This window comes from Pseudomonas nitroreducens (genome assembly GCF_014204515.1).
Lineage (GTDB): Bacteria > Pseudomonadota > Gammaproteobacteria > Pseudomonadales > Pseudomonadaceae > Pseudomonas > Pseudomonas nitritireducens_A.
Window position 1 is genome coordinate 316165 of the sequence record NZ_JACHLI010000001.1, and the last position, 22102, is coordinate 338266.

37 protein-coding genes are annotated in these 22102 nt (G+C 59.4%); 7 read left to right on the forward strand and 30 right to left on the reverse strand.

Going from position 1 to position 22102, the window contains the following annotated elements; all coding sequences use genetic code 11:
• Nucleotides 1-24: 24 nt before the first annotated feature.
• Entirely contained in the window at nt 25-519 is a 495-nt protein-coding gene (locus HNP46_RS01925; protein WP_184585821.1) for a hypothetical protein, read from the reverse strand.
• Between the two features lie 213 nt (nt 520-732).
• On the reverse strand, nt 733-1704 hold the full coding sequence (locus HNP46_RS01930; protein WP_221454562.1) for a hypothetical protein: 972 nt from the start codon (nt 1702-1704) through the stop codon (nt 733-735).
• A 615-nt stretch (nt 1705-2319) separates the two neighbouring features.
• On the opposite strand from HNP46_RS01930, the gene HNP46_RS01935 reads away from it, so the two are divergent.
• Entirely contained in the window at nt 2320-3168 is an 849-nt protein-coding gene (locus HNP46_RS01935; protein ID WP_184585823.1) for a hypothetical protein, read from the forward strand.
• Nucleotides 3169-3189: 21 nt separating this feature from the next.
• On the opposite strand, the gene HNP46_RS01940 is transcribed toward HNP46_RS01935, so the two are convergent.
• The 10 genes from HNP46_RS01940 to HNP46_RS01985 form a co-directional block, all read right to left on the reverse strand.
• Entirely contained in the window at nt 3190-3507 is a 318-nt protein-coding gene (locus HNP46_RS01940) for a hypothetical protein (RefSeq protein WP_184585824.1), read from the reverse strand.
• A 3-nt stretch (nt 3508-3510) separates the two neighbouring features.
• Nucleotides 3511-3987 carry a DUF4262 domain-containing protein gene (locus HNP46_RS01945; protein ID WP_184585825.1) on the reverse strand — a complete coding sequence of 159 codons (477 nt, stop codon included), beginning with the start codon at nt 3985-3987 and terminating at the stop codon, nt 3511-3513.
• A 29-nt stretch (nt 3988-4016) separates the two neighbouring features.
• Entirely contained in the window at nt 4017-4541 is a 525-nt protein-coding gene (locus tag HNP46_RS01950) for a DUF4262 domain-containing protein (RefSeq protein ID WP_184585826.1), read from the reverse strand.
• A complete protein-coding gene (locus HNP46_RS01955; RefSeq protein ID WP_184585827.1) occupies nt 4538-5002 on the reverse strand; it encodes a hypothetical protein in 465 nt (154 codons plus the stop codon). Before HNP46_RS01955 ends, HNP46_RS01950 begins: the two co-directional genes overlap by 4 nt.
• Before the next feature lie 50 nt (nt 5003-5052).
• A complete protein-coding gene (locus tag HNP46_RS01960; protein ID WP_184585828.1) occupies nt 5053-5598 on the reverse strand; it encodes a hypothetical protein in 546 nt (181 codons plus the stop codon).
• The gene (locus tag HNP46_RS01965; protein WP_184585829.1) at nt 5595-6146 is read right to left on the reverse strand and encodes a hypothetical protein; all 552 of its coding nucleotides are present in this window, start codon (nt 6144-6146) and stop codon (nt 5595-5597) included. Before HNP46_RS01965 ends, HNP46_RS01960 begins: the two co-directional genes overlap by 4 nt.
• An 82-nt stretch (nt 6147-6228) precedes the next feature.
• Nucleotides 6229-6381, reverse strand: a complete 153-nt coding sequence (locus HNP46_RS01970) for a hypothetical protein (RefSeq protein WP_184585830.1) — start codon at nt 6379-6381, stop codon at nt 6229-6231.
• A gap of 12 nt (nt 6382-6393) precedes the next feature.
• On the reverse strand, nt 6394-6645 hold the full coding sequence (locus HNP46_RS01975) for a hypothetical protein (RefSeq protein WP_184585831.1): 252 nt from the start codon (nt 6643-6645) through the stop codon (nt 6394-6396).
• Between the two features lie 59 nt (nt 6646-6704).
• Nucleotides 6705-6896 (reverse strand): hypothetical protein, encoded by a 192-nt coding sequence (locus HNP46_RS01980; RefSeq protein WP_184585832.1) that lies wholly within the window; start codon nt 6894-6896, stop codon nt 6705-6707.
• A 118-nt stretch (nt 6897-7014) separates the two neighbouring features.
• Nucleotides 7015-7344, reverse strand: coding sequence for a hypothetical protein (locus HNP46_RS01985; protein ID WP_184585833.1), 330 nt, complete (start codon nt 7342-7344; stop codon nt 7015-7017).
• A 115-nt stretch (nt 7345-7459) separates the two neighbouring features.
• Between HNP46_RS01985 and HNP46_RS01990 the strand changes: the two genes are divergently transcribed.
• Entirely contained in the window at nt 7460-9127 is a 1668-nt protein-coding gene (locus HNP46_RS01990; RefSeq protein WP_184585834.1) for a hypothetical protein, read from the forward strand.
• A gap of 45 nt (nt 9128-9172) precedes the next feature.
• Here HNP46_RS01990 and HNP46_RS01995 read toward each other — a convergent pair whose 3' ends face one another.
• Nucleotides 9173-9352 (reverse strand): type II toxin-antitoxin system PrlF family antitoxin, encoded by a 180-nt coding sequence (locus tag HNP46_RS01995; RefSeq protein WP_184585835.1) that lies wholly within the window; start codon nt 9350-9352, stop codon nt 9173-9175.
• A gap of 135 nt (nt 9353-9487) precedes the next feature.
• Here HNP46_RS01995 and HNP46_RS02000 point away from each other — a divergent pair, with 135 nt between their 5' ends.
• From HNP46_RS02000 to HNP46_RS02010, 3 genes are read left to right on the forward strand one after another with little or no spacing between them, the layout of a single operon-like run.
• Complete coding sequence (locus HNP46_RS02000; RefSeq protein WP_184585836.1) at nt 9488-9739, forward strand: hypothetical protein; 252 nt, start codon at nt 9488-9490, stop codon at nt 9737-9739.
• A 35-nt stretch (nt 9740-9774) separates the two neighbouring features.
• Nucleotides 9775-10062 carry a hypothetical protein gene (locus HNP46_RS02005; RefSeq protein ID WP_184585837.1) on the forward strand — a complete coding sequence of 96 codons (288 nt, stop codon included), beginning with the start codon at nt 9775-9777 and terminating at the stop codon, nt 10060-10062.
• Between the two features lie 23 nt (nt 10063-10085).
• Entirely contained in the window at nt 10086-10628 is a 543-nt protein-coding gene (locus tag HNP46_RS02010) for a hypothetical protein (RefSeq protein ID WP_184585838.1), read from the forward strand.
• 39 nt (nt 10629-10667) lie between these two features.
• Here the strand turns inward: HNP46_RS02010 and HNP46_RS02015 are convergent, their stop codons facing one another.
• Nucleotides 10668-11201: a hypothetical protein gene (locus HNP46_RS02015; protein WP_184585839.1), complete on the reverse strand. Its 534-nt coding sequence runs from the start codon at nt 11199-11201 to the stop codon at nt 10668-10670.
• 100 nt (nt 11202-11301) lie between these two features.
• Here HNP46_RS02015 and HNP46_RS02020 point away from each other — a divergent pair, with 100 nt between their 5' ends.
• Both HNP46_RS02020 and HNP46_RS02025 read left to right on the forward strand, forming a co-directional pair.
• Nucleotides 11302-11715, forward strand: coding sequence for a CFI-box-CTERM domain-containing protein (locus tag HNP46_RS02020; protein ID WP_184585840.1), 414 nt, complete (start codon nt 11302-11304; stop codon nt 11713-11715).
• On the forward strand, nt 11702-12280 hold the full coding sequence (locus HNP46_RS02025; protein WP_184585841.1) for a hypothetical protein: 579 nt from the start codon (nt 11702-11704) through the stop codon (nt 12278-12280). The genes HNP46_RS02020 and HNP46_RS02025 overlap by 14 nt, the downstream gene beginning before the upstream one ends.
• On the opposite strand, the gene HNP46_RS02030 is transcribed toward HNP46_RS02025, so the two are convergent.
• The 16 genes from HNP46_RS02030 to HNP46_RS02105 all read right to left on the reverse strand — a co-directional run bounded on the left by HNP46_RS02030 (nt 12277) and on the right by HNP46_RS02105 (nt 21641).
• Nucleotides 12277-12489, reverse strand: coding sequence for a hypothetical protein (locus HNP46_RS02030; protein ID WP_184585842.1), 213 nt, complete (start codon nt 12487-12489; stop codon nt 12277-12279). The genes HNP46_RS02025 and HNP46_RS02030 overlap by 4 nt on opposite strands.
• Before the next feature lie 7 nt (nt 12490-12496).
• The gene (locus HNP46_RS02035) at nt 12497-13114 is read right to left on the reverse strand and encodes a hypothetical protein (RefSeq protein ID WP_184585843.1); all 618 of its coding nucleotides are present in this window, start codon (nt 13112-13114) and stop codon (nt 12497-12499) included.
• Nucleotides 13115-13133: 19 nt separating this feature from the next.
• Nucleotides 13134-13460 carry a hypothetical protein gene (locus HNP46_RS02040; RefSeq protein WP_184585844.1) on the reverse strand — a complete coding sequence of 109 codons (327 nt, stop codon included), beginning with the start codon at nt 13458-13460 and terminating at the stop codon, nt 13134-13136.
• Complete coding sequence (locus HNP46_RS02045) at nt 13450-13899, reverse strand: hypothetical protein (RefSeq protein ID WP_184585845.1); 450 nt, start codon at nt 13897-13899, stop codon at nt 13450-13452. The genes HNP46_RS02040 and HNP46_RS02045 overlap by 11 nt, the downstream gene beginning before the upstream one ends.
• An 11-nt stretch (nt 13900-13910) precedes the next feature.
• On the reverse strand, nt 13911-14651 hold the full coding sequence (locus HNP46_RS02050; RefSeq protein WP_184585846.1) for a hypothetical protein: 741 nt from the start codon (nt 14649-14651) through the stop codon (nt 13911-13913).
• Nucleotides 14652-14668: 17 nt separating this feature from the next.
• Entirely contained in the window at nt 14669-15073 is a 405-nt protein-coding gene (locus HNP46_RS02055; protein ID WP_184585847.1) for a hypothetical protein, read from the reverse strand.
• 9 nt (nt 15074-15082) lie between these two features.
• The gene (locus HNP46_RS02060) at nt 15083-15427 is read right to left on the reverse strand and encodes a hypothetical protein (RefSeq protein ID WP_184585848.1); all 345 of its coding nucleotides are present in this window, start codon (nt 15425-15427) and stop codon (nt 15083-15085) included.
• Nucleotides 15428-15778: 351 nt separating this feature from the next.
• Complete coding sequence (locus HNP46_RS02065) at nt 15779-16540, reverse strand: hypothetical protein (RefSeq protein ID WP_184585849.1); 762 nt, start codon at nt 16538-16540, stop codon at nt 15779-15781.
• A 43-nt stretch (nt 16541-16583) separates the two neighbouring features.
• A complete protein-coding gene (locus tag HNP46_RS02070; protein WP_184585850.1) occupies nt 16584-17207 on the reverse strand; it encodes a hypothetical protein in 624 nt (207 codons plus the stop codon).
• A gap of 59 nt (nt 17208-17266) precedes the next feature.
• Nucleotides 17267-17719, reverse strand: coding sequence for a hypothetical protein (locus HNP46_RS02075; protein ID WP_184585851.1), 453 nt, complete (start codon nt 17717-17719; stop codon nt 17267-17269).
• 31 nt (nt 17720-17750) lie between these two features.
• Nucleotides 17751-18020, reverse strand: coding sequence for a hypothetical protein (locus HNP46_RS02080; protein ID WP_184585852.1), 270 nt, complete (start codon nt 18018-18020; stop codon nt 17751-17753).
• Nucleotides 18017-18523, reverse strand: a complete 507-nt coding sequence (locus tag HNP46_RS02085) for a hypothetical protein (protein ID WP_184585853.1) — start codon at nt 18521-18523, stop codon at nt 18017-18019. Before HNP46_RS02085 ends, HNP46_RS02080 begins: the two co-directional genes overlap by 4 nt.
• 52 nt (nt 18524-18575) lie before the next feature.
• Nucleotides 18576-18965: a hypothetical protein gene (locus HNP46_RS02090; RefSeq protein WP_311771787.1), complete on the reverse strand. Its 390-nt coding sequence runs from the start codon at nt 18963-18965 to the stop codon at nt 18576-18578.
• A gap of 117 nt (nt 18966-19082) precedes the next feature.
• Nucleotides 19083-19763: a hypothetical protein gene (locus HNP46_RS02095; protein WP_184585854.1), complete on the reverse strand. Its 681-nt coding sequence runs from the start codon at nt 19761-19763 to the stop codon at nt 19083-19085.
• Nucleotides 19764-19788: 25 nt separating this feature from the next.
• The gene (locus tag HNP46_RS02100) at nt 19789-20235 is read right to left on the reverse strand and encodes a hypothetical protein (protein WP_184585855.1); all 447 of its coding nucleotides are present in this window, start codon (nt 20233-20235) and stop codon (nt 19789-19791) included.
• A 65-nt stretch (nt 20236-20300) separates the two neighbouring features.
• Nucleotides 20301-21641, reverse strand: coding sequence for a cation:proton antiporter (locus HNP46_RS02105; protein WP_184585856.1), 1341 nt, complete (start codon nt 21639-21641; stop codon nt 20301-20303).
• Nucleotides 21642-22102: the final 461 nt, after the last annotated feature.

Genomic DNA, 22102 nt, shown 5'->3' on the forward strand with positions numbered 1-22102 from the left:
CTGGCGGCTTAATGCCGCCAGCAACTACTTCTGACTTATGGATAGTTTCCCGCCGGCCGCCATGTCGTTCCCACACTTCTCGGAGATCGGCTCCAGGGTCAGCCTGATCAGCTTCTGGTGGATGCTGAAGTGCGCGGTCACCACGCACCAGGCTCCTTCTGTGTTCCAGCACACGAAGTGGACGTTCCCGTCATTGATGTCGTATTCGCGGGCTACAACAAGGTCGGCGCCGACCCAGGTGCGATCACCGACGGTGGTTACCAGCTCTTTGAGCATCTCCCTCGCTCTTTCTTTGGCTCTTAGGTGGGACACCTCAATAGCTTTTGAACCGACCAGATCGTAAGAGCGGGCAGTCATGTAGGCGAAGACGAAGAAGCCCAGCATGGCCACCAGACAGGCTGTATCGCCTTTCTCCGTCTCAGTGAATCCCCAGAAGAGGGAGAACGTCACGAGCAGCAGCGCAGCTGTTCTTAGCCTGTATTCGGCCAGCTTTTCCTTGGCCTTGATCAGTTCATTCATGGCAGAGACCTCGGTAAGTCGGGGAGGGGAAGAGCTGTATGGAAGGGGTATGGGGAGCTGAAAGGCGTGTGGAGCTGGTCGCCGGCAGGCTGTCGCCGCGCCGGGCGGGTGGAGCTGTGTGGGCCTGGGCGTGCCCAGCCGTCAAGAGCCGGCCCCCGGTAAGAACCGGGGTGCACTCACTCAAACCATTAAGCGAATGTCGAACAACATGTTTCATGCTGCGGACTCCTCGCTAGGTGGTCTGTTGAAACGGGACTCCAGCACCTGGTCGACCTCGAGCTTCCTGGCGATCACCGGGATGTCCAGGCCACGCAGGCGCCAGCGCAGGGCCCGCTGGAGCTCTGCAGGATCGAGGTACATGCTCTCCAGCTCCCGGAGGGCGGAATCGCCTTCCAGGGCCGTTCTGAGGGCAGGGAGGCGCATGTTGGTGTATTTGTCTCGACCACTGCGCAGCTTCACCATGTCATCGAAGCTGGCCGTCATGCCTTTCTTGTTGGCCTTGCTGGTGCGCTGAGCCACTTGGCGCTGATGCTCGCGCTTGGCCTGGCTCGACAGCGCCGGCAGCGGCGCCAGGTGAGGGAGCGGCTCGCGGCGCACGGCGTAGCGCGCCCCGGTGGTGTCCAGCTCACCCACAGACCAGTCATCGAGAAGCAGCAAGAAGTTCTGCCGCAGCAGGCGGTTCCAGCCGTTCAGTGGTGCCGGCGCCAGCTCGCCTTCAATGGTGATCCAGTCGGCGCCCAGGCCGGCGGCCATGAACTCGGCCGGGGCCTCGCCTTTGAAGCGAAGACGAGGAGGGCGGCCGGTAGGGTGGTCATCACCCAGGAATAGCTCTACCGGGCAGTGGCCGGCGTTGATCAGAGCCTTGGCGTAGTTGGCCAGCTTCGGATCGGCGCAGCAGACGGTGCCGTCGGGGTTAGCCAGCTCTACAGCCGGCAACTCGTTCCTGAAATCACGGTAGTTCTCCCGCCACTCAGGATGGAAGCGGAAAGCCAGGATGAGTTTGTCTACAAAAATCCGGGTGTACTGGTGGTGCGGCACCCTGATCTGGAATGTGGTGCCGCCGGCATCCTCGATATCAAGGACATGGGGCGTCTCCCGCGTGATCTTGGCTGCAGAGCCCAGGCGGTGCGTCACGGAAGCATTCAGGCCACCTGATCCGGTGATCTTCTTGGGGGGCAAATACACGAACATCTCAAACCCTCTTATGGGCTTGAGGATGTCAATGAGCTAGGGCCAATTCAACCGACCTGGGCAAAGAAATGTTGACCGGCGGCGCCCTCTCAATATTGAGGAAATTGAAAAGCACCGATATGATTTTCCGTGTTCTGAGGTACACGCCCGAAATGATCACTCCCCAAGAAACTGCAGCCGTCGCCGGATGGCTGTCCCGTGGTATTCCCACGAAACCTGGCCTAACCATGGCTTCCATCGTACTGGGCGCGCACCTGGGGGACTTCCAAGCCCCACGGGATTTCATTGACTTCAGGGACTGCTACAGGCTCGTCGAGGCCTGTCCGTCGTTGAGGAACCACTTCCAGCACATCGTGAACGTGGCGCCCTGCATGTACCTCACCCTGTACTACTGGGATGAGCTGTGTCACCTGTACGAGAGCAGTCTTCACGAGTCCAGGAAAACCGGGTCGTACACCAGCCGGCTCACTGCCAGGCTGAGTGCCCTTCGTAACCAGTGCCCATACACAGGGGTAGCGCGTGCGTAGATTCTCCCGAGCTCTGTTCCTCACTGATCTGGACGGAACCCTGTTCCAGACTAAGAACGCCGACCAGGCAGGCATTCACCCCATGTCAGAGTGGAGTGACGGTTGCGTGCAGGGCCTGGCCACCGAGGCGCAGGCAGAGCTATGGGATGGCATCCGCCACTTCTCCAACTGCATCCCCGTGACGGCACGCGACGTCGAGCAGATGCGCCTGGTGACCGGCTGGAACGCCCTACAGCGCCATCAGCTGGCCCTGGTGAATCACGGTATGACTCTGCTGTACCGCGACACCCAGCGTAGCTACTCCTGGGAGGTCATTGAGCTGTGGAGCCATTACTACGCCCTGCAGGCTGAGTCCTACCAGAAGGTGCTGGATACCACCGGCACCGAGTTGATGTTCGAGATCCTCAAGGCCGTACCCAAGATCACGGAGTTCAAGACCCGCATAAGCAATGAGCGTCTGCCCGGCTGCGGCGCCACGAAGATGTACGTGACCTTCCAGGCGCGGGATTTCATGGTCTGGGCGCGGTTGTCCAGAGACCAGGAGTTGGTCGCCAAGCTGCGCGGCGCCATCTACAACGTCATGAACCGTGCTCCGGTGCCTTTCAGGTACTTCGAGCAGGACTTCCTGTTTAGCCTGCTGCCCGAGTACGTGAACAAGGGCGCGGCCGCACAGCGGCTCTTGGGGATGATCAACGGCGATGAGGTGGGCTTCCATGACGAGCGCTTGGAACTCGCTCTGTGCGAGATTCAGAAGCCGTCCCTGGTGATGACCGCCGGTTCCGCCTTCGAGGACGTGGAGTTCATGGGGCTTGGGCACTTCATGATCACGCCGCAAGGCTCCGGATTGGCCAGGGCCCTGGAGCAGGGTGCCCAGGAGCACCTGAGGACGGACATCCCTGTTCTGGCTGCCGAAGCAGCAGCTAGTTCTTGAGGGCTTTGCGGGAACTGAGGGCTACTTCTTCCGGCGGTCGTAGAAGTTACCGCCCCGACGCTTGAAGCTGCTGAAGTTGGTATGCCGGTGGATGGCAGCGCCAGCCTCCATCAGGCTGACTTTGTCGTTGCCGGCGTAGCCGACGTGTAGCACTTCATCGCCCTGGTGGCTCGAAAGCGCCAGCAGGATCGCCAAAGGCTCGTGCTCCGTCTCATTCCCCTCGATGTGCTGGGCCAACGACCGTAGCCAGTCGGCAAGCTTCTTGCGCTCGGCCTGGTTCTTCTGCACCTGGTTGTTATGCAGTCGAGGCTTGTCGGGGAAGGGAAGGACGTCGGTCATGCTTTAGGCCGGGAACTGCGCGGCCGGGTTGCGGCACAGAACCAGCTGCTCGAACGGAAGAGGCTTGAAGCCGTCTGCCCATGGGAGGCGGCCATCCTCATCAGTCCAGAGAATCTGCATGAAACACGGCGCCGGCCGCTCGGTGATCTGGGCGTAGACGAAGGCAGCCTTGGCGAAAGGCTCTACCAGGTCGGCATCGGCCTCAATGAGCACCAGAGGACGCAGGATAACGTCCTCGATCAGCTGGGGCTTCACCTTGGTCGGGTCGGCTCGGAACTTATCTTTCAGCTGCAGCATGAGATTCCCAGTGATGTGCCAGTCGAAGTTGCTGTCCATGCCGACTTTGATGATCTCCGGCAGGCCAAACTTGATCATCCCCAGGGTGTACGAGCAGTCGTGGGACTGTTTTCCCTTGTGGCCCTCCATGATCAGGAGGTCTTCATTTTCCAAACGGTCGCGCAAGTCGTAGATGGTCGTCATGAGGCCTCAAATGCAAGGGGAGGAAGGGCCTACATCGCGAGGCCCGGATCAACATCATTCTTCACCAGGCGAAGGCTGAGCTGCTCGGCCGGGTTCGAACAAAGGATGGGTTGGCGGTCGAGCATTGTGGGGTTGAAGCCGCGTTGCCAGGGGAATAGTCCCTTTTCGTCCGACCAGACCCACTGGAGGAAACGCGGCTCTGGCAGGCCTTCCAGCTTTGCGTACTCGAAAGCACGCCCTCCGAAGGGTCTTGCATGCTCTGTTGAGCATTCAATCATGGCCAAGGGAAGGTTAAAGTAGTCGTTGTCGATCCGCGCCGATGCCGGCTTTACCCCCATTCTAACCTCTGTGTAGAACTGGTTCATGAATGGAGAAACCATCTCAGAGCGAAGGCCAATGAGAATGAATTCCGGCAGCCCAAGCTTTGTGAGCCCGATGGTGTGAGTTACCGGGTTTCTCTCATGTGCTGCACACCCCCCAGAGATTGACAGACCATAACGAGCCACGTGTGCCCTGATTTCTTGGTACTTGGCGTGGCTCAATAGGGGTTTCATGTCTTTGCCTTGGGGTAGAGGTGGAGCCCGTGTTCATCGAACTCCTTGCGTACCTCCAGCTTACCCGCGCGGGCGGCCTGGAGCCAATCGTAGAGCGTGTTGTTGATCGGCAAAGGGCCCTGGAACTGCTTGGCGGCATTCAGCCAATGCTCGGTCGAGCAGAATGGGATGACCTGCAGGGTCATCAGCTCGTCGATGGCCAGCCATACCGTCGCTTCTTCGTAGAGGTTGAGACCGGCGAGTTTGGCGTGCTTGATGAAGGTTACGAGCTGGCCTTTCCTGGCGAAGTCGAGCCACTGCTCGGCCAACTCCATGGGGCCGCAGTTGCCGGCCGGCTTGCTGCTGTGGGGCGAGGGCTCGGTCAGGGCTTCCAGGAACGCGAACGGAGAGTGCTGGCCTCTGGTTTGTTCCGAAAGTTGCACCGCCGCATCCTTCAGAACGTCTACTCCGGTGTACTTCATGCCTGGGCATCCTTGATATTGGTTTGTTTGCAAAGAGGAAGGCTGTTGCCCTACCGCTGCAGCCAGTAGTTGAGTTCGGGGTAGGGCTTGCCCGGCCAGGGGAGATCAGCGCGCGGCTTGCAGAAGTCGGCGTGCGCCAGGCCTTTGATGCCGGGGTGCGTCTTGGTGATGAGCTGGGCGCGTACTTCGCGCCCGATGCCTTCGTAGTCCTCGTCGAGGATGATCAGCTCTTCCGGAAGGCCAATGGCCTGGCCGGCGGCCCACTGCCAGCAGACAGCCTCCATCTCGCTGGCCTGAGCAACAGAGCGCCATTCGAAACTGTCCGGGCCATGGCCCTCCGCTTTGATGATGTCGAGCATCTCGCGGGTGCCGAAGTCGATGTCGTCGCTCATCAGGTGGCGGAAGCGGGCGGGCACAACAGCAAGGTGGCCGGCTTCGTGAAGCAAGTTGGTCGGCGAGCAGTGGTCGGTGATCTCCAGGCGGCCCTCGGTGATGCGGACATCCTCGATGAAGCCGTCGGCTTCAGCTACCCGACGAACCTCAAGGCCAATGGAAGTTAGGAAGTCGACCACCTGGATCAGGTATGTGCTGTTCATTTCTGCAGCCAGAAGTTGAGCTCGGGGAAGACGACACCAGGGCGAAGGTCAGTCTCGCGGGTGCGGCAGAAGCCTGCGGTGGCCAGGCCATTCACCCCGTAATGCATGTTCGACAGAAAGCGAGTTCGTTGGAGCGCACCTTCGCCCTCAAAGCACCAGTCTTCAATGATCAGCTCCTCAGGGATGCCAGCGGCCAGCCCGGCCGCCCACGACCATGCGGACGCCTCAGCTTCGGAAACCTGAAGGCCAGCCTGGAATTCAGGCGTACCAGGCATTACATGGTCTATTTCCATCTGCTGGAACATGGCTTTTACGCCGACCTCGACATCATCGTTCATGAGATGACGGTACTTAGCCGGCACGATGGCCACATGACCGGCCTCATGAAGGAGGTTGCAGGCCTTGGCGCTAGCAAGGTAGTGCAGGGTGCCCTCAACCACGCGGACGTCCTCCAGGAAGCTGGCATTGGGGATGCTGGGCACTTCCACGAGGGTAAGGCCGATTTCCCGGAGGAAATTCACGGCTACGGCGGAGTATTCGGTCGACATCGCACTGCTTCCTTGGGGGCGTAATGGCAATGCCGGCGAGTCTATGACCGCTCCCGGCAGGGCGCAAATGATCTATGTGTAGCTAGAAGAACACGCCACAGCCGCAGCGAATGCATCGCCTGCTAAGTGAGGTCTTGGTGGCCTTGTCCATCTCGTCGGCTGGCTGCTGCAAGAGGCAGCGCCGGCAAACGTAGATACGCTCGGGCGCCTGCGGCGCCGGCTTTTCTTCTTTCATGGAACTCCTGGGCTACTCGAACCAGGACTTAGCCCCATCGCTCCAGCGCTTTGTCAGGCGAGGATCGTTCCGGAACGTGCCGAACAGGCCCATACCTCCCTTGCACAGGCGCGCCGCCTGCATGGCTGTCAGGTAGCTGACCTTCCGAACGCACTTGCGATGGAGGAGGCTTACGGCGCCGACGTGGTCGGTGGCGGTGTTCCGGGCACGGTAGCGGATGCGAAGGGCGTCGCTGGTGTGTTTTCCGAAGGCTTTATGTCCCATGTTCAGCTCCAAGCGGTATGGGGTTCTCTGATAGTAGGCCAACTCAGGCTGGCCTTGCTTCAGTGACTCTGCTTCTTCACTTGGTTGGTGCTCTTCTGGATGGAGAGCCAGTCCTTGGGGCGAGCCTTCTTCAGCTCCGCCATCTGTTTCTTGGCAGCGCTCTCGCTCATCCAGTCGGTAACCGGTTCTTCGGCACGACCAGAAGAGCCGATGTTGGTCTTCACTACGCGGTATTGGGGTTGCTGAGCCATGGAATCTCTCGCCGTCATGTCAGAGTGACACCAAGGTACGCCCGGTTCTGCAATATGTCAATAAAGGCGAAGAGCAAGAGCTTCCGGCTGACGCCGGCCGGGGGAAGAAAATTTGTATTCAAACGAAAAGAGGGCGAAGGCTCGCCGCCAGGTACAAACTCGTGCCTTTGCAGTGATCCCGGATCTCAATGAGGGTGCCGTCTACGAAGGTGAGGGTGTATTCCTGCAGTTCACCGTCTACCCAGCCCCCACACATCAGCAGCTCGCCGTCGTAGTTGGTGTCCTCGGGAATCTTACTGACGTGAGGTATCTGCACCAGCCGGCCTTCTCGGGTGATCTCAAACGTGTCGAGCAGGCAGTGAAGGTCTTGGATCTGGAAGTGCTCATGCTCATCGACCATGCCAGCAGGTGTTCCGCCCTGGAAGCGGACGCAATCGAACATACCCATATCAGCAATCTCCTTTGTATGGTAAATGCTACCGCCCGCTGCGGGCCGGCGCCAGCCGCCTGGTTCGCAGTGCATCTCCGTTGCTACGCTTGAAGGATCAACCAGAGGCCATCCCATGACCGAACAGCAGCCCAAACCGATTACCATCTCCCGCCGCCTGCCGAGGCTCTTCATGAAGGGCGATCTGACCCAGGCAGACTGGGACGAGCTGGCGGCTCTGTATGAGAGCGCAGACGAGAAGGAGCGCAGGGAGGCGGTCGACAGCATGTTCAACATGGTCACCGGCCGCTGCCATTACGGTTTCTTCGGGTTCCTGGTCGAGCGCCTCGACCATCAGGAGGTGTTCCGTCGCCTGGCCACGACCGAAGCGCTGCTCGACCTGAAGAACTCCATCTTCCGCCAGGATGGAGAACCTGAAGTCCTCATTACAGCGATCAGATTGGGTGTCAGGCAGCATGGGCTGACTTACCAGCGCTTGCTGATGGATGCTTACCTGGAGCCGGCTGTCGGTCTCGAAAAGCTCAGGGAAGGCATCAGTCCCGAGGTGGACAAGCTGATCCGCAACCTGGGTCTGTTGCGCCAGCTCGTTGGTAAAGACGGGGTACAAGATCCTTACCTGGGCAACACGATTCTGGCCAGTCTGCCGGACTACCTGAAGGACGAGCAGGTTGAAACCGACGCAGTCGAGAGGCTGCTGAACTTCGTAGGAGCGAACTTTGCCTTTGACCTGAGCCGCCACAAGGCCAAGTTGAGTGCGCTGAGCGGCGCTAACAAGGGCTTGGGAGCGGTCATCCGCGACTTCAACGCGAAGTACTCCCAGGAACTCGATCAGTTCCTTGAAGGAATCACTGTCTCTCAGCAGTTCGAACTGCTGGAGGCGATGAAGGCCAAGCCACTGGCAGTGCTGGAGCAGGTGAACAGCCTGGATGCAGACGCCTTTGCGCGTGCTGCTACCGACAGTTTCCTCACGGTCGCCCTGGCTGGTGAGTGGATCACCCCCAAGGAGATCAAGCACGCAAAGAGCGCCAAGGTCATCGACCAGCTCGAAAAGCTGGTTTCCAGGGTGTTCGGACATCCGTTCCTCAAAGCCCGCGTCGACTCCATCGACGCCATCTCGGGCCGTTACACCAACAAGATCGACCTGACAATTCCGTACTGTCTGACCAGGGGCCTGGCCATCCAGGCGGGAAAAGAGTGGTCATTCCCGCACCTGAGCCGTGACCTGCTGTCCGAGCGCGTCCGTGACGCGCTGGCCATCATCCAGGCTGCAAAAGGCATTCTTCTGCTGGAGCAGAGTGTTCCTGAGCTGGAAGGGTTTATGTTCGAGGCGGTGCGCGACGATGCAGTCAAGGTGTTCAACCAGGTGACCGCAGAGCGCGAGAACTACGGTAATTCCAAGCCGCTCGAGCCCTACCTCGTAGTGAAGGACGCTGACAGCTTCGACAAGGAGCAGAAGGCCAACTACATCATCTGCCAGGTTGCGTTGGAGAACGAAGTGATCAGGCTGAGCGGGGGCACTTCTGAATTCAAGGCCAAGGACTGGAAAAGCCTCCCGGTGACGAATTACCACAATGAGCGCCAGCAGGGTTGGGGCCAGCTGTCGCCGGGTTCCATCAAGCACTTCGCCGGCAAGCTCGATCCGGAGATGGTTCTCTCGGTCTGCAAGACGAACAAGGCCTTCTACGGCGCCGCTGTAAGCCTGGGTCTGATCGACTCGAAGTACATGGCCAAGGCACCGAATGGGCTGCAGACCAAGATGGTCACAAGCGCCTTCGATCTCTGAACCGGAGAAGGGAAAAAGGGGCCAGCGTAGAGCTGGCCCTTTGCATTAGGGCTCTTGCTCGTTTTTGGGCAGAGGGCTGGTGAGATCAACATCAATGCCTTCGACGAGCCGGTTAGCACGCTCCCTCAGCGATACCGGGATCAGAGCTGCATGACCGGGGTTGTCCTCCAGATCTCGCTCAAGTAAGGCCAGGAATGCATCTTCAGTCTGGGTATTGGTGTCCATACGCTGCGCTCTGGCAAATGAAATCAGAAGCTGATGGTAGAGCAAGTTCCAGGGATTAACATCATGACAAATTGACATTAAACAGCCCGGCTGGTAACTTATGCCAACCCCAAAATATTGGAGCTTCTTCCCGCCATGGTCATCCACGGTATCACCATCACCCCCGAGCAGATTGCAGCCGGCCTCGAGCGCATGAAACAGGGCGAGTTCACTACCCGTGATATCGAAAAAACCCTGATCAATCTCGGTGTGCCCGAGAAAGTGGAAGTGGAGGGCAAGATTCTGCCGAAGGAATGCGCCAACCGTGTGGCCGACCGCCTACTGCAGCGTGAGCGCAAAGCCGGGAACCTGGTCTTCAAGAACAAGGTGTGGCGCTGGAAGGCGTAAGCCTCGCGCCAGCAATTACCCAGTAAAGGACTGCAATGAAGGTCTACGACTTCGAAGTCTCTGAAGAACTCATGGGGAAGGTGCGGGCGGCCCTGGCTGCCGGCCCGAAGACCAAAGCCGATGTAACCCGGCTCCTCATGGATGCTGGCGTGCCGGAATTCTGGTGGGAGCCGAAGCATCGCCACCACCAGAACGCTGCCGGCAAGAAGCACCTGGCTGATCGTGTGGCTGACCGCATTCTCCGGCGGGAGAAGAGCGGCGGCGCAATTCAGCTCGTGGATCGAAAGTGGCAGCTGGTGCGCAAGAGGCCGCGCCAGCAGTAATCAACCGGTAGGGGAGTTAGGATATGACCTACGAAGTCGTTCAAAAACTGGACATGCTGGACGTGATGCTGCGTCAGATGGGCAACGGGCTCAACATCAGCGAAAGCTGGCGTTACCAAACCCTCCTCGGCGCTGCCATGAAAAAGCTCAGTCGCGAAGAACAAGTGGCGGTGGTGCTGGGTGAGGACGTCATCATGACGGTCAACTCCTCGTGCACCGAGCAGCTGGCTCCGTCCGCCTGCGTGCCGCCCGAGGGCTACCTGCTGCGCCCCTGGGACAACACGGAGCTGTTGACCGAAGACCACATCATCTTCATCAGCCTGGAACAGGCCTGGGTGAAGCCTCATTCGACCATGATCGGCAAGCCGATCACCGCCACCGAAGCAGCGGCGCTGCGCCCGGAAGGCTACAACCCGCAGAACGAGAACTTCACCGAAGAAGCCATGGTGAGCCGCAACGCCGCCACGGCGAGCGCCAACAACCTGCAGAAGGTGAACCCCTTCGCCCGCAGCTCCCATCCGTTCATGTTCTTCGAGCGCGGCTGGCGTAACGGCGCCGAGGCGTAAAGGATCGTAAAAGAAGAGGGCCGCATTCGCGGCCCTTTTTCATTGTGGCGGTAGAACCGCCGGCTCCAGCTTGTATAGCTCCATGTTGCGCAGCAACTTCTCAGTGAACCGCGCGAGCTCCACAGACCAGAACCTCCCGATCCGGGTAAGTTCGAAGTTGAGCACGTTCTTCTGGTTTTCGAAGAAGTAGCTCTCCGCCATGGCCTGGCCACTCAATACCGTCAGAAGACTTTCTCCCGGCATCTGCTCGTAGCGGAAGTCGCAGCCGAGCTCCATCAGCTCCAGGGTGGTGGACTTGAGGGATTCACCGAGACTCTTGGGAAGGCCGCTGAAGGCGACCGCCAGGTAGAGCTTGCGCTCGTTCAGGCCGACCCAGAGCGTCTGCTCGATGGCGGGGCATTCCTCGCTGCCGACGGTGCGCAGCGTGAACTTGGCGCCCTGGACAACACCAGGCACTTCTTCGAAGGTGACCGAAATGCCCCCGGTCTTTGTGCTGCCCTTGCGCAAGGTATTAGCGAAGTGCTCGAAGAACAACTTGTGGTAATAGGTGTTCTTGTCTTCATCTTTAAACATAGTTGCTCCGGATCATTGAAACTCTGATCTCTTGTTGTTACTTGCAATAGCTGGATAATACCAACTTGCTCGGTGGACACATAACAAGAAGAACAAGTCCGTGAAAAAAGATGTAGTTGTATCGGCTTCCGACGTCGGGAAGGCCGCATTCTGTCCGCACGCGCTGAGCTTGGCCAAGCGTGGTGGCCATGTCTCGGAAGCGTCCCGGCGCGCTATGCGTGATGGGGTGAAAGGCCATGAGCGCCTCACGGCCCAGGTAGCGGCCGGCGACAGCCGCTGCTACATCTCAAGCCATGCCTTCGGCCCGGATCACCCGGTGACGGTGCACCTGCGCACCTGGCGCGACAACACGCTCAAGAAACACGCCTTTGGCCGGTTATTCATCCGCATCTACTACGCAGTGTCGCCGTCGATGGTCGGGTTGTTGCCCGAAGGCAGCCGGCGGGCAGGGTGTGTGCGTTGGGCGTTAATCCAGATCTGCAGGCTCACCGGGGGCGATCATGTTCGGGATTGATCTGAAGATGCTCGCCTTGGGCATCGGTGGGGTCGCTGTCCTGGTGATTCTGGGCATCTTCCTCCTGAAATACCTCCGCCCTGGCAACAGGGAAGTGCTTGAGCGCTTTGGCCTTGATGGGTGGGTCGTCTACACCGATTCGGGGGAAAAGAGCCGTGTATTTGTGAGCAAAAAATGGGGGATCAAAGCCAAGCCTGACTTCGTGATCCGGCTCAGGCGCGGCGGGTATGCCCTGGTGGAGTTCAAGACAAGAGCTTCGGGCCGTCTGTTCCCGTCAGACGTTGCCCAGGTTAAGGCGACCGTCCTGGCCTTGAGGGGCGAATTCCATGTAACGGAGGCTTATGTCCTGGCCGGGACAGCGCGGCACAAGATAGACGTGTCCAAGTCATCCTGGCGCATCTACAAGGAAATCCGTACCGAGGTTGAGCAGGCGAAGCGTGCGGAGAGCGGGGAGCTGATCCTGGTCTATCCGGCTACGACGGCCGGTTGCAAGAACTGCTCTCAGCGCCAGGGCTGTGAAAACCCGGCGCTGGTAGAAGACTGCCACATCAGGGCAGAGCGCTAGCTGGCTTTGGCCCAAGCGAGGGCTTCGTGCAGTGCCTGGATCAACAGCCAGCCGGCCGGGAACCCGAGGACGCCGGCAGCGTAGTAGAAAAGCCCCTGCAGCTCGCCGCCCTTAAAGGCGATATTGAGCAAAAGGAGATTGAGCACTACGACTGCTACGTGCAGGGCAAGGTAGATGCCGGCCGTGGCCGGGCTAGGAGTACGTTGCATCATGGGCTCAGCTGCTGGTGGGTGTCTCGGTGCCGGCGACGCCAGGGCGACGCAGCGTGACTTCTACTTGGGCGCCGAAGCATGAGCCGGTGGCTTTTGCTCCTGCTTTGGACTGGCTGATAAGCCAGCTGCATTGGCCCTGGCCTGTCTCTTCTTTCACTTCCGCGCCGATCCGGCGCGCCGTCCGAACAAGGAAACAGGGCTTGCCAGAGCCATCCATTTCGTTCGCGCAGAACGAGTCGCTGGCAACCTGGCCTTCGTAGGCCAGCGCAGAGCTGTTGATGGCCTTCCAGGTCTGGCCGTCATAGGAGACCTTCACGTCGGCGATCAGCGCCTGGCTGATCTGCTTCTCGTCCAGGCGCATCACCAGCCAGAGGTCTTCGCCGTAAGCCTTGGCCTTGTCGGTGAGCTGGATGTGCCCATCCACGCTCTGGGCGATGCCTTTCTCGATGAGGGGCGCGCACGGAGTCATGAAGACGGTGGGGCGTTCATCGGTGATCTTCTGGATGAGGCATTGGCCGGGCACGTAGGTGGCGATCTTGTAGGTCGACACGCCGGCCGGCGCCGCGCACGCGTTCAGGACTACAGAGCTGAGCGCGATGCCCAGCATCAGGGTCTTTTTCATGGAGAGCCCTCCTGGCTCGTTATGCACTGATGGTCTGAGGGTTCTGGAGCAGGGCAGAAGTGGCCTTGGCCGCTTCATAGACAAAGCGCCGAACAAAGCCTTGCTTGTAGCGTCCGCCACAGCTGATCTCCAGGTAAGCACCCCGGTAGACAATGACCGGCCGGCGCTCCAGCTCCTGGCGGTTGAAAGCCTGATCCCCAGGGAACATCGCATCGAGCAGAGCTGCAGCGAAGGGGCCCCGGAACTCGATAGAGCCATGCCGGCCGGTGCCGGTGCCATCTTCGGGCCCCGCAATCTCGATTGCGCGCGCCACGATCTGATGCAGGGGAAGGTTGCTAATGTCCATCAGGTAATTTCTCCTGGGCCTCTTCCTCGGCCTTCAAGCGCTGCTTGCGGCCTTTCACGACGGCTTGGGCATGTGCGTAGCCGGTGAACCGTTTGCGGGGCTCCTTGGGCTTCTCAGGGGCCTTCTTGGGGATCGTGCTGGCCTCTGCCGCATAGACCTGCACGACAGCCGCATTGCTGAAATGATCTGGATCGAGCCAGAGGCCTCGGGCCGGGACGACGTCGTCCATCTTTCGGCCCCAGCTTCCTTCATGCCAGTAGGTGTTGATCTCATTGGCGCTGGGAGTGCGCCCGCAATACTCGGAGATCAGCCGGCGCAGGTCAGCCTTGCTGTGCGCTGCGGCGTAGAAGGTGGGATTCTTGGCGTCTCCCCAGGCAGGGTCTCCGGCCTTTTTCCAGGCTCTGGCGGGGCCGTTGAATGCGATAAGTTCCTTTCCCATGATCCTAGTCCTTAACCTTGGCGGAAACGCTCGCGGTACTGCTTGAGGGTGATCTGCTCTTCACCCTTCTTGATGAGGGCATCCAGACGTTGTGCTTGTGCGAGCATGTTTTTCACATGGTTACGCACTGCCTCGCGCAGCTTGCCCTTGGCTTCTTCTTCGCGGCTCTTGAGGCAGCTGATGGAGAAGCGGAGCTCGGATTTAGCTTGCAGCACCTCGACCTTCGACATGCCATTGAGCTCGCACAGGAACGTGCGGCCAAACTCTTGCTCTTCCCCCTTGAACACGCCCTTATAGAAGCGTGCGCCCTTGGCGATGCTGCCTTCTTCAGTGACGAAGACCAGTTGTTCGTTGGGGTTGCCGGCCGAGAATTCGAGACGAGCGTCGATGATCAGGCCGGTTTCCGTCTTGGTGCCGGCTTCGGAGGCTTGGTTTTTTCCCTTCGCCTTAACCTGGCGGCCGTCGTAGATAAGTTTCGCTTTGCCCTCGATGGACGTGTCCTGCACGAGCCAGATACCCCGGAACGGGGTTTCTTCAGGGGCATCATTACCCAACCAGCCTTTGTACCAGTGAGTGGTTAGCCGGGCTGAGGATGGGGGAAAGCAGCCAGCTTCTTCGAGCAGGCGCCGTACATCAGCTTTGCTGTTAGCTGCGATGTAAAGCATGCTGCGGCCGCTTTGTTTCTGACCCTTCAGTGCAGGTACACGGCATTCCTCCGCGCCGCCATTGGTGAGATAGAGTTCCTTGGCCATGTTGGTGTCCTTTCCAGTCAGAAGCAGCGGGCTTCGAATTCTTTTGCGGTCAGGGTCTCGTGACCTTTGTTGACCAGTCGTTCCCAGGCCTGAGCGATGCGGAGTTTCTCTGTGGCGTACCGCTTGCAGGCTTCATTGAGAGAAGCCTGGGCCTCTTCCTGATCCTCTGGTAAGCAGAACACTTCGAACTCAGGGAAGAATTCAGTCCGGCGGTTGCCCGAAGCCTTCTTCAGGTCACTCTTCCGAACTGTCTTGTTGGTGAGTTCAAAGTAGCGGTACTGGCTGCCAGTCTCGATGGCGTCGAACTCCGTGACGACATGCATGACGCATTCGTTGATGTTCACGTTGGTGGTGTCGAGCTTGGCGGAAATCCGCAGAAGCTTGAGGGTGCTTTTCTGGCCGGAGGCCTTTCCGTTCGCCATGTCGTGTTCTCAGGCAGCTGCAGCGTTGATCAGCGGGGTAGAGGAGGCTCCCATCTTAACCGGAATCACGGTTCTGCCCAGCTCGCGAGCGGCATTGGCGGTCTCGCGGTTGTTGGCGACCTTCAGCCCGTTGATGACCCAGTGAGTCGCCTCAGCCTCGTCACAGGTGCCCAGTTCGATGATGGTTTCGCCGCAGATGTTCCAGTAGGCCGGGCAGTTGAACTTCGAACCGAACCAGCTGGTAAAGCCCTGGTCGTAACGGGCGCTCGGGAAGAAATAGAACTCGGGGCAGTTCACCACCAGCCAGGCGATGACTTCGCCATGCTGAAACGCTGAAGAATTCTGCTCGCTCATATCCATTAATCCCTGTTGTGGTGCGGCTTATGGCTGAATGATAAGTGCATTCAATGCACTTCGTCAATCCGCAATTAGCAGGAAATTGAAGGCCAGGGCAAAGCTTAGGCTTCGCCTTTGGGGGATGAATTTGATTACAAAGAGGAAGAGCTCTGGAGCTTCGTGCAGAACTCGGCGCGCGCGATGAGGCCGGTGACCAGGGCAAGAAAATCTTCAGCAGAGGTACTCTGCGGCTACTTTTTCCTCACCGGGGCCAGAAAATCCTCAGAATCGGGCAAAGCGCCCATTTTTTCCTTACGCCTGGCAGCAAAAAGCCCTCCGAAGAGGGCCTTGTGCTCATTGGCAGGCGTTTTACGCCACGGCAGCCTGCTGGAAGGTGGCGCCCTGGTTCATTTCAGCCACAGCGAGCAGCGCGGCGTTCCACTGGTTGGCGTCTTCCGCCGGCTTGCCGGCCGAATCGAGGGATGGTTGGCGCATTGCCGGCAGCATCACCACCGGGGTGCGCGAGTAGCGGCGGTTCATCCAGCGCTCCAGGCTCTCGCGGTCAACCATCTCTACCAGCTTGTGCGAGTGGGCGTGGGAAGCCTGGAATTCCAGCGCCAGCTTGTGGCTGCCGGAGATGCCAGTGGTGTAGCCATCATTCGTGACCGCCAGGTAGCCCCGGTAGCGCGGCTGGAACTTGATGTCGTATTGCCGGGCGCTGAGCCAGCCCTGGAGGCGCTTGTCCATTTCCATGGCCTTGGTCATGGAGCCGATGAGCTTCTCGTCGCCGAAGTAGCATTTGCCTCCCCAGTAGACGCCACGGGGCAGGGGGTTGGCGCGCTCGAAGGCGGTGCGCTGCAGATCGGTTACTTCCTGCTCGGTCAGCTGCTTGGCGTGGACGTCTTCATCGCCCTGCACCCAGTGGCTGTAGCCCACTTCTTCCTGGGTGACGGTCAGGCCCTCGTAGGGGCTGAGCAATTCCTTGATCTGATCCACGGCAGTGCTGTGGCCGGCGGAGGCCAGGGTGTAGAGCAGATCCTTCTCCAGCATCTCCTTCAGGCGCAGGATCGCGAGCAGAGCCTGGTCGGCAACGCTGATGGTAGTGAGGTGGATGTGTGCGTGTTGGCTCATGGTGCCTCCTGGCTTAGGCCTTGAATGCTGTTGTCCGGGTGTATCAGTCTGCGAACACGACTTTGAGGCCGAGCTGTTGCGCCAGCTCCATGGCCAGTTCCTTGGTGTTGCAGGTGTCGATCCAGTAGGAGGACTCCTCATGGATGATGGCCCACGGCTCGGCTTCCGGGATTTCGTCCTGCAGTTTGATGATCACGTCTACGCCACGACGCAGGTAATCTGCTCCCTCGGCGCGTTGCTGGGCAGGAAACTTCTGCGCGATCTTCACTTGAAGCTCGGTCAGGCCTTTCATGGCCTCGTCCAGCTCGTGCTTGCCTTTGGCGGTTTTGCTGTAGGGTAGCTTCTTTCGTTCGGCGCCGTTGATGCCGGCGATTACACCAGCCTCGAAGGCGGCATCGGCAAGCACCCACTTGTCCTCATGCAGCACGTCCTGGCGGCCCTTCTCCAGGCTCAGCCACCAGCCGTTGAGGTGCGGCTTCTCGGTCTGGCCATTGAAGTAGAGTTGGAACTGCTGCTGATCGAGCAGAGAGCGGACGGCTTTCAGCTCGCCTTGGCTGACCTTGAGCGCATCCTGGGTGGCGGCCAGGGCTTCGCGCAGCTTCTCGATGCACTGGGCGGTGTTGTGCGCTTCGTGGTTGAAGCCGCATTCGGGGCAGGTGACGGTCATGCCGGATTACCTTCCATGGGATTATTGGGTTGGGGTTACTTCACCAGGGTGCCCGTGACTTAGACCGGCTGCGCTTTGCTCTGGTAGATGAGAGCGTGAACCTCTTCGATGGCTTCTAAGATGCCCCGGCGGCGGCCCTGATCCCAGCCGAGAGAATAGCTCTCAGCGTCGTTTACGTTCTGATTGCAATCGTAAGGATGGCAGAGGCCCAGGAGTTGGTTCCCGAGAGTGTGGGCGCAGACTTTCCCTTCGAGCCCTTTGAGTAGCTGAGCAGAAGGGTATCCGTAAACCGGGTCGACATCCTCGTGGGTTTCGACGCCGGATGCCAGTCGTAGGCGGCGCAGCTCCTCCATAACGACGCCCAGGGCGTGCAGCGCGCGACCGTGCTCGACGAGCATCTCGTCGGCGGTCTTCACCGTGGCCAGCGCAGCTTCGAGGTTCTTCATGCAGTCGTGCACACCACCATCGTGCGGATGGCGGCAGAGTGTACAGATTCCGTCTTTCTGGAACATGCTCAGCTCCTTGCTGATGGGGGGGAGAGGATCAGACTTTGATCGGTTCGATGAACTCGATGTCGTCGACACCCAGGTAACTCATGAACGCTTTGATGCCGCAACAGCCGCAGGGCTCCGCTTCGATGAAGCTGCCTTTAGGGCTCTGGCTGGTGACCGTAGCAACGGTGCCGGCAGGAATGCTGCCCCAGCCGTTCCTGAGTTCCTTGGTGGTACGCACCAGCCGGCCAACGTATTCGCGCTTGAGCTTGGGGTGGGGGACAACTGCATACAGCTCTTTTACTGGTTCTTGAGTGGTCATGCTTTCGGTTTCCTTTCCGGGCTAATGTCCCAGCCGTGTGTGGTCATGTTGTCCGGGCCGACTTCGAGTGTCTCGCCCTTGGCGCAGGCGGTCATCGTGTTCCAGCTTTGGAAGGTCAGGGATATCTGCCCAGCCTTGGCGGTACCGCCCCAGCCTGCCAAATCCCAGCGTGGCCCACGGTAAGCGGGAGGTTGCACCCAGATGACGACGTCTGTGATTGGGCAGCCGTATTCTTTTTCCAGTGCGGCAATGATTTTGGCCTTCACCTTCTCGGTGGTGGGGCCGGTGCCAGCGCGTACAGGTGGCTTCTTTGCCTTGGGGATGCCTGCCATTTCACACAGGCCGGTCATGGCATCATCCATGCGCTTGATGACGTCACGAACGTCTTCGACCTTGGGCATGCAATCCCAGTGGTTGCCCGTCAGGCTGTGCCTGGGCTGGCCGAATTTCACTTCCTGTCCGCAGATGCTGCAGACTTCTGCGTCATCATCCTGACTGCGCATGGGGCTCTCCGTAGGAGCGAGGGCCGCATGGCGGCCCAGGCCCTGGTGGTTCTTACATGCCTGACGCGTCGAGCAGGGCATTGCCGCTGCTGCCCGGAACGCCGCCGGCCTTGTAGTGCTTGACCAGGATGCCGGACTTACCGAATTCGAACACCGTGGTTTCGGAGACGTTGTCCTTGAAGGGCATGGCCGGCACCAGGGTGTACGGGTACGTCCAGATTTCGTTGTCGCGGATCATGTTGCGGGTCGGAGGATAGCCCAGCTTGGCGGCGACCTGGTTCTGGGTGGTCTTGTGGTCGACGAAGGAGTTCATCATCTCCGGGGTCACCTTGGTGCCGGTGGTGTAGTCCATCTTGGAGGTGACGTGGTCGATCTGGGCACAACCCGAGAAAGCGGCTGCGGCGACACACATGGCGAGGCTGGCGAGGAAGCGCTGTTTCACTGGGTGTTCTCCTGTAGAGGTAGGCGCATTTTCTTACTTAAAGAGCGTCATGTCAATGTGGCATGAAAAACTCTTTCCGAGGAATGCCGCCGGGCCGCAAAGCCCGACAGCTGAAATTCAAACAACCCCGATGGCAGCAGCCAGATGGGCAGGGCGGCTCGGCGACACGAAGGTGGTCATGGCGTAGGCCATATCCGACGGCGACGGCTGGTTGTCGACCAGGACAAGCACTTTGCCCGGTTCTACCACTACGGACGTCTCGTACCAGGCTCCGGAGCCGGTCTGCACGATCCAGCGCATGCAGCAGCGGGCCACGCCGTCACGGCGGCCTTTCCAGCAGCTGGGCATGGTGCCGAAGGTGCGGTGGAATGGGCTGTGGTAGTAAGGCCACTCGACGATGCCGTTGTGCAGTACGTAGACGTGCTCGAAGGCGCCTTCGATGAACCTGGCGGTGAAGTAGTCCAGCGCTAGCCCGTAGTCCTTAAGCCGGCGGTTGCTGATAGCCGAGATGTACTGCCCGAGGGCAACCATCACCATTCCCAGCAGGCCGCAGGCCATGTACTGCCCGGTGAAGAACAGGCCCAGCACCGCACACAGCATCAGCGGGAAAGCCATCACCAGGTACTTAAAGAACGTGGTTTTTGGCTCAATGAGAGCGGGAATGTCATAGGCGCGGTAGTGGAGGTAGACCGGGACACCCTTGTCGGTCGGGCCAGCCTCATCACGTGGTTTACAGCCGTATTGCGCCATGTAGGCGTCCAGGCTGTTGTTCACCTCTTCCGGGGGCATCATCAGCATGATTCAGTCCTGGTTGGCATTGGAGTTAGGCCCCGACTAGTTGAGCTCGGTGTGAATATTGGGTTTCCAGCTCCGGGTGCTTCCAGATTTGGGCTTCGAACGCTGAAATGCCATCCAAGTCCTGCTTGCGCATGCTGTACCACTCCGTGCGGTCGGGCGTCATAATCGAGAAGGAGCCCTGGTTTAGCTCACCTAGCAGCTTCTTACCCAGGTCGCGGGCGCGCGCCAGGATGGTTTCCGGCATGGCAGGGAATCTGGGGTAGTTGCTCAGCCCAACGACGAAGCCGGCTTCCTCGCCCCCGGTGTAAATGTACTGGGTCGGCTCGATGGTTACGCAGAGGCCATCCCGCTGGCACTCCTTCCGGCATACCTGCTTGGCAACTTCGATGTCACCGGCCATGAAAATACGGGCGTAGAAGGTCTTGGTGCTGACACTGAGCTGGAAGCTCGCTGCAAACTCGGACTGCATCATGGGGAAGAGCCTTATTGGTTTGTACACAAAAAAGGCCTGGGAAACCCAGGCCTGGACGCGCGGTATCAGTGCTGTGGCTGGCCTTCTTCGAGCGCCAGCTCTTCCTCGAACTTCCTGCTGAAGCACTTGATCATCACCGTGAGCACCAGGGGAAGGAGGTAAGTCGAGAGGAGGATGTTCCCGATCACCACTGCTTCGAAGAGCTCCTTGTGCTCGAAGTGCTTGGGGAGCATGTGGAGCATCAGGATCGAGACGCCGCCTTTCACGCCGGCTGCCGAGATGACTGCCCACCAGTGCTTCTTGATAGGCTGCTGGCACGGCTTCTTGCCGGCGAGCCACATCAGGTTGCCCATGATCAGCGCACGCGCGATTACGGTGGCCACAAAGACGGCCAGGATCTCTTTCCAGTAGTGCAGCATCATGTCCAGGCTGATCAAGTCAGCCATGCTGATGAACAGGATGGTCAGCCCGAAGGTGGCCAGAACGCCGATGTTCTGCAGGATCATCTCGTGGTTCTGCTTGTCGACCACGGCCTCGTTGAACTGGCTGAGCAGCTTGCTACGGCTCTTCTTGGGCTTCATCTGGTGCCGAGACACCTGGTCATACTCATCGATCACCACGTCGTCCCTCGCGATGCGGCGGACGATGATCTCGTTGGAGATCAGGGCGCTGACGATGGTCGACAGGATGCCCGACCAGTGGAAGTGCTCGGCGACCAGGAACGAAGCGAAGCCGATCACCAGGAGCAGGCAGGTCTCGATCATCGGGTTCTTCGTCAGGCTCATGATGTACAGGCCAACCAGCCCCACGAACGCACCAGAGAAGAGGGCGCCCAGGATCACCATGGAAGCGCTGCCGGCAATACTCAGGGGGCGGGTATCTGCGCCAGGGGTCATGTACGACACCGCGATGCTGAACAGGATGATCGCCGTGGCGTCGTTGAGCAGGGACTCACCCTCAGCCAGGGTCTTCAGCTGATGCGGGATGCGGAAGTTGCCGAACACCGCTGCCACTGCAATCGGGTCGGTGGCCATCAGCATGCAGTACAGGGCCACCAGCGCCGGCAGCGCAAGCTGGTAGTGGGGGAGAATCCAAGGGCTGGCCACTACGCAGATGGCGACCGACGCAGCGACCGCGATGATTGCCAGGTAGGCCAGGGAAAAGGCGTTGTCTTTCAGATCCTGGAGCTTGAGGTGCAGGGCATCCGAGAGGATCAGAAGAGGCAGCAGCATCAGCAGAATGTGGTCGTACTGCTGGTCAGAGATGCCAACCACGGAGGCGCCGAAAATGAGCTTCCCGCCGATCACCAGGGCAATGATCGTCATCGGGACGGGGAACTTCAGGCGCTCTTGAACCATCATGCCGGCGGCGGTGAGCATGAACACGAGAACTGCAGCGGTGAGCACAGGGCCTCCTTGTTTTGAGGTCAAAATCCAATGGGGAAAAGACAGGCAGAGCGAAACGCGTAAGCCGTGACTCGTTGGAATTGGCCGGGAGGGGCGTGGCTCCGTCTATGCAGGCTTTCTCAGGATCAAGAGCTGTCCGTTTTTTTGGCAACAATATATCGGAAAAAGAGCTATCGCACCAACCAGTCAAAAGCGGTTGTAAAGCGTTGTAAAGATTGGAGGTTGTACGGGTGGTAAAGCATTGTAGGGCGCTCTTCGAGCGCCAAAATGAGGACGCCTTCGGCGGACAGCGATTGTAGGAAATTAAGGGGCCGTCCAATCTCTCTTTTCGGCTCCATGGTAGGGAGCCGATTTGGAGAGAAGGGCCGTGGTAGAAGGCCTTCGGCCTGGAGGAGCGAACCGCGCGCGGGGTTGTTTGGTGCTTCCAGCGCGGGTGGTGGAGAATGGTGCCTCTGCGGGTC

What these genes read in the sequence shown, in the direction of transcription:
- HNP46_RS02065 (WP_184585849.1), bottom strand. Translation starts at nt 16,540, where the DNA reads ATGAGCCAACACGCACACATCCACCTCACTACCATCAGCGTTGCCGAC.
- HNP46_RS02055 (WP_184585847.1), bottom strand. Translation starts at nt 15,073, where the DNA reads ATGGCGAACGGAAAGGCCTCCGGCCAGAAAAGCACCCTCAAGCTTCTG.
- HNP46_RS01995 (WP_184585835.1), bottom strand. Translation starts at nt 9,352, where the DNA reads ATGGACACCAATACCCAGACTGAAGATGCATTCCTGGCCTTACTTGAG.
- HNP46_RS02085 (WP_184585853.1), bottom strand. Translation starts at nt 18,523, where the DNA reads ATGCGCAGTCAGGATGATGACGCAGAAGTCTGCAGCATCTGCGGACAG.
- HNP46_RS01955 (WP_184585827.1), bottom strand. Translation starts at nt 5,002, where the DNA reads ATGAAGTACACCGGAGTAGACGTTCTGAAGGATGCGGCGGTGCAACTT.
- HNP46_RS02035 (WP_184585843.1), bottom strand. Translation starts at nt 13,114, where the DNA reads ATGAAAAAGACCCTGATGCTGGGCATCGCGCTCAGCTCTGTAGTCCTG.
- HNP46_RS02045 (WP_184585845.1), bottom strand. Translation starts at nt 13,899, where the DNA reads ATGGGAAAGGAACTTATCGCATTCAACGGCCCCGCCAGAGCCTGGAAA.
- HNP46_RS01940 (WP_184585824.1), bottom strand. Translation starts at nt 3,507, where the DNA reads ATGACCGACGTCCTTCCCTTCCCCGACAAGCCTCGACTGCATAACAAC.
- HNP46_RS02000 (WP_184585836.1), top strand. Translation starts at nt 9,488, where the DNA reads ATGGTCATCCACGGTATCACCATCACCCCCGAGCAGATTGCAGCCGGC.
- HNP46_RS01950 (WP_184585826.1), bottom strand. Translation starts at nt 4,541, where the DNA reads ATGAAACCCCTATTGAGCCACGCCAAGTACCAAGAAATCAGGGCACAC.
- HNP46_RS02040 (WP_184585844.1), bottom strand. Translation starts at nt 13,460, where the DNA reads ATGGACATTAGCAACCTTCCCCTGCATCAGATCGTGGCGCGCGCAATC.
- HNP46_RS02080 (WP_184585852.1), bottom strand. Translation starts at nt 18,020, where the DNA reads ATGACCACTCAAGAACCAGTAAAAGAGCTGTATGCAGTTGTCCCCCAC.
- HNP46_RS01990 (WP_184585834.1), top strand. Translation starts at nt 7,460, where the DNA reads ATGACCGAACAGCAGCCCAAACCGATTACCATCTCCCGCCGCCTGCCG.
- HNP46_RS01970 (WP_184585830.1), bottom strand. Translation starts at nt 6,381, where the DNA reads ATGAAAGAAGAAAAGCCGGCGCCGCAGGCGCCCGAGCGTATCTACGTT.
- HNP46_RS01980 (WP_184585832.1), bottom strand. Translation starts at nt 6,896, where the DNA reads ATGGCTCAGCAACCCCAATACCGCGTAGTGAAGACCAACATCGGCTCT.
- HNP46_RS01945 (WP_184585825.1), bottom strand. Translation starts at nt 3,987, where the DNA reads ATGACGACCATCTACGACTTGCGCGACCGTTTGGAAAATGAAGACCTC.
- HNP46_RS01975 (WP_184585831.1), bottom strand. Translation starts at nt 6,645, where the DNA reads ATGGGACATAAAGCCTTCGGAAAACACACCAGCGACGCCCTTCGCATC.
- HNP46_RS02060 (WP_184585848.1), bottom strand. Translation starts at nt 15,427, where the DNA reads ATGAGCGAGCAGAATTCTTCAGCGTTTCAGCATGGCGAAGTCATCGCC.
- HNP46_RS02015 (WP_184585839.1), bottom strand. Translation starts at nt 11,201, where the DNA reads ATGTTTAAAGATGAAGACAAGAACACCTATTACCACAAGTTGTTCTTC.
- HNP46_RS02005 (WP_184585837.1), top strand. Translation starts at nt 9,775, where the DNA reads ATGAAGGTCTACGACTTCGAAGTCTCTGAAGAACTCATGGGGAAGGTG.
- HNP46_RS02095 (WP_184585854.1), bottom strand. Translation starts at nt 19,763, where the DNA reads ATGCTGATGATGCCCCCGGAAGAGGTGAACAACAGCCTGGACGCCTAC.
- HNP46_RS01935 (WP_184585823.1), top strand. Translation starts at nt 2,320, where the DNA reads ATGTCAGAGTGGAGTGACGGTTGCGTGCAGGGCCTGGCCACCGAGGCG.
- HNP46_RS02050 (WP_184585846.1), bottom strand. Translation starts at nt 14,651, where the DNA reads ATGGCCAAGGAACTCTATCTCACCAATGGCGGCGCGGAGGAATGCCGT.
- HNP46_RS01960 (WP_184585828.1), bottom strand. Translation starts at nt 5,598, where the DNA reads ATGAACAGCACATACCTGATCCAGGTGGTCGACTTCCTAACTTCCATT.
- HNP46_RS02030 (WP_184585842.1), bottom strand. Translation starts at nt 12,489, where the DNA reads ATGCAACGTACTCCTAGCCCGGCCACGGCCGGCATCTACCTTGCCCTG.
- HNP46_RS02010 (WP_184585838.1), top strand. Translation starts at nt 10,086, where the DNA reads ATGACCTACGAAGTCGTTCAAAAACTGGACATGCTGGACGTGATGCTG.
- HNP46_RS01965 (WP_184585829.1), bottom strand. Translation starts at nt 6,146, where the DNA reads ATGTCGACCGAATACTCCGCCGTAGCCGTGAATTTCCTCCGGGAAATC.
- HNP46_RS02025 (WP_184585841.1), top strand. Translation starts at nt 11,702, where the DNA reads ATGTTCGGGATTGATCTGAAGATGCTCGCCTTGGGCATCGGTGGGGTC.
- HNP46_RS01985 (WP_184585833.1), bottom strand. Translation starts at nt 7,344, where the DNA reads ATGGGTATGTTCGATTGCGTCCGCTTCCAGGGCGGAACACCTGCTGGC.
- HNP46_RS02100 (WP_184585855.1), bottom strand. Translation starts at nt 20,235, where the DNA reads ATGATGCAGTCCGAGTTTGCAGCGAGCTTCCAGCTCAGTGTCAGCACC.
- HNP46_RS02070 (WP_184585850.1), bottom strand. Translation starts at nt 17,207, where the DNA reads ATGACCGTCACCTGCCCCGAATGCGGCTTCAACCACGAAGCGCACAAC.
- HNP46_RS01925 (WP_184585821.1), bottom strand. Translation starts at nt 519, where the DNA reads ATGAATGAACTGATCAAGGCCAAGGAAAAGCTGGCCGAATACAGGCTA.
- HNP46_RS02075 (WP_184585851.1), bottom strand. Translation starts at nt 17,719, where the DNA reads ATGTTCCAGAAAGACGGAATCTGTACACTCTGCCGCCATCCGCACGAT.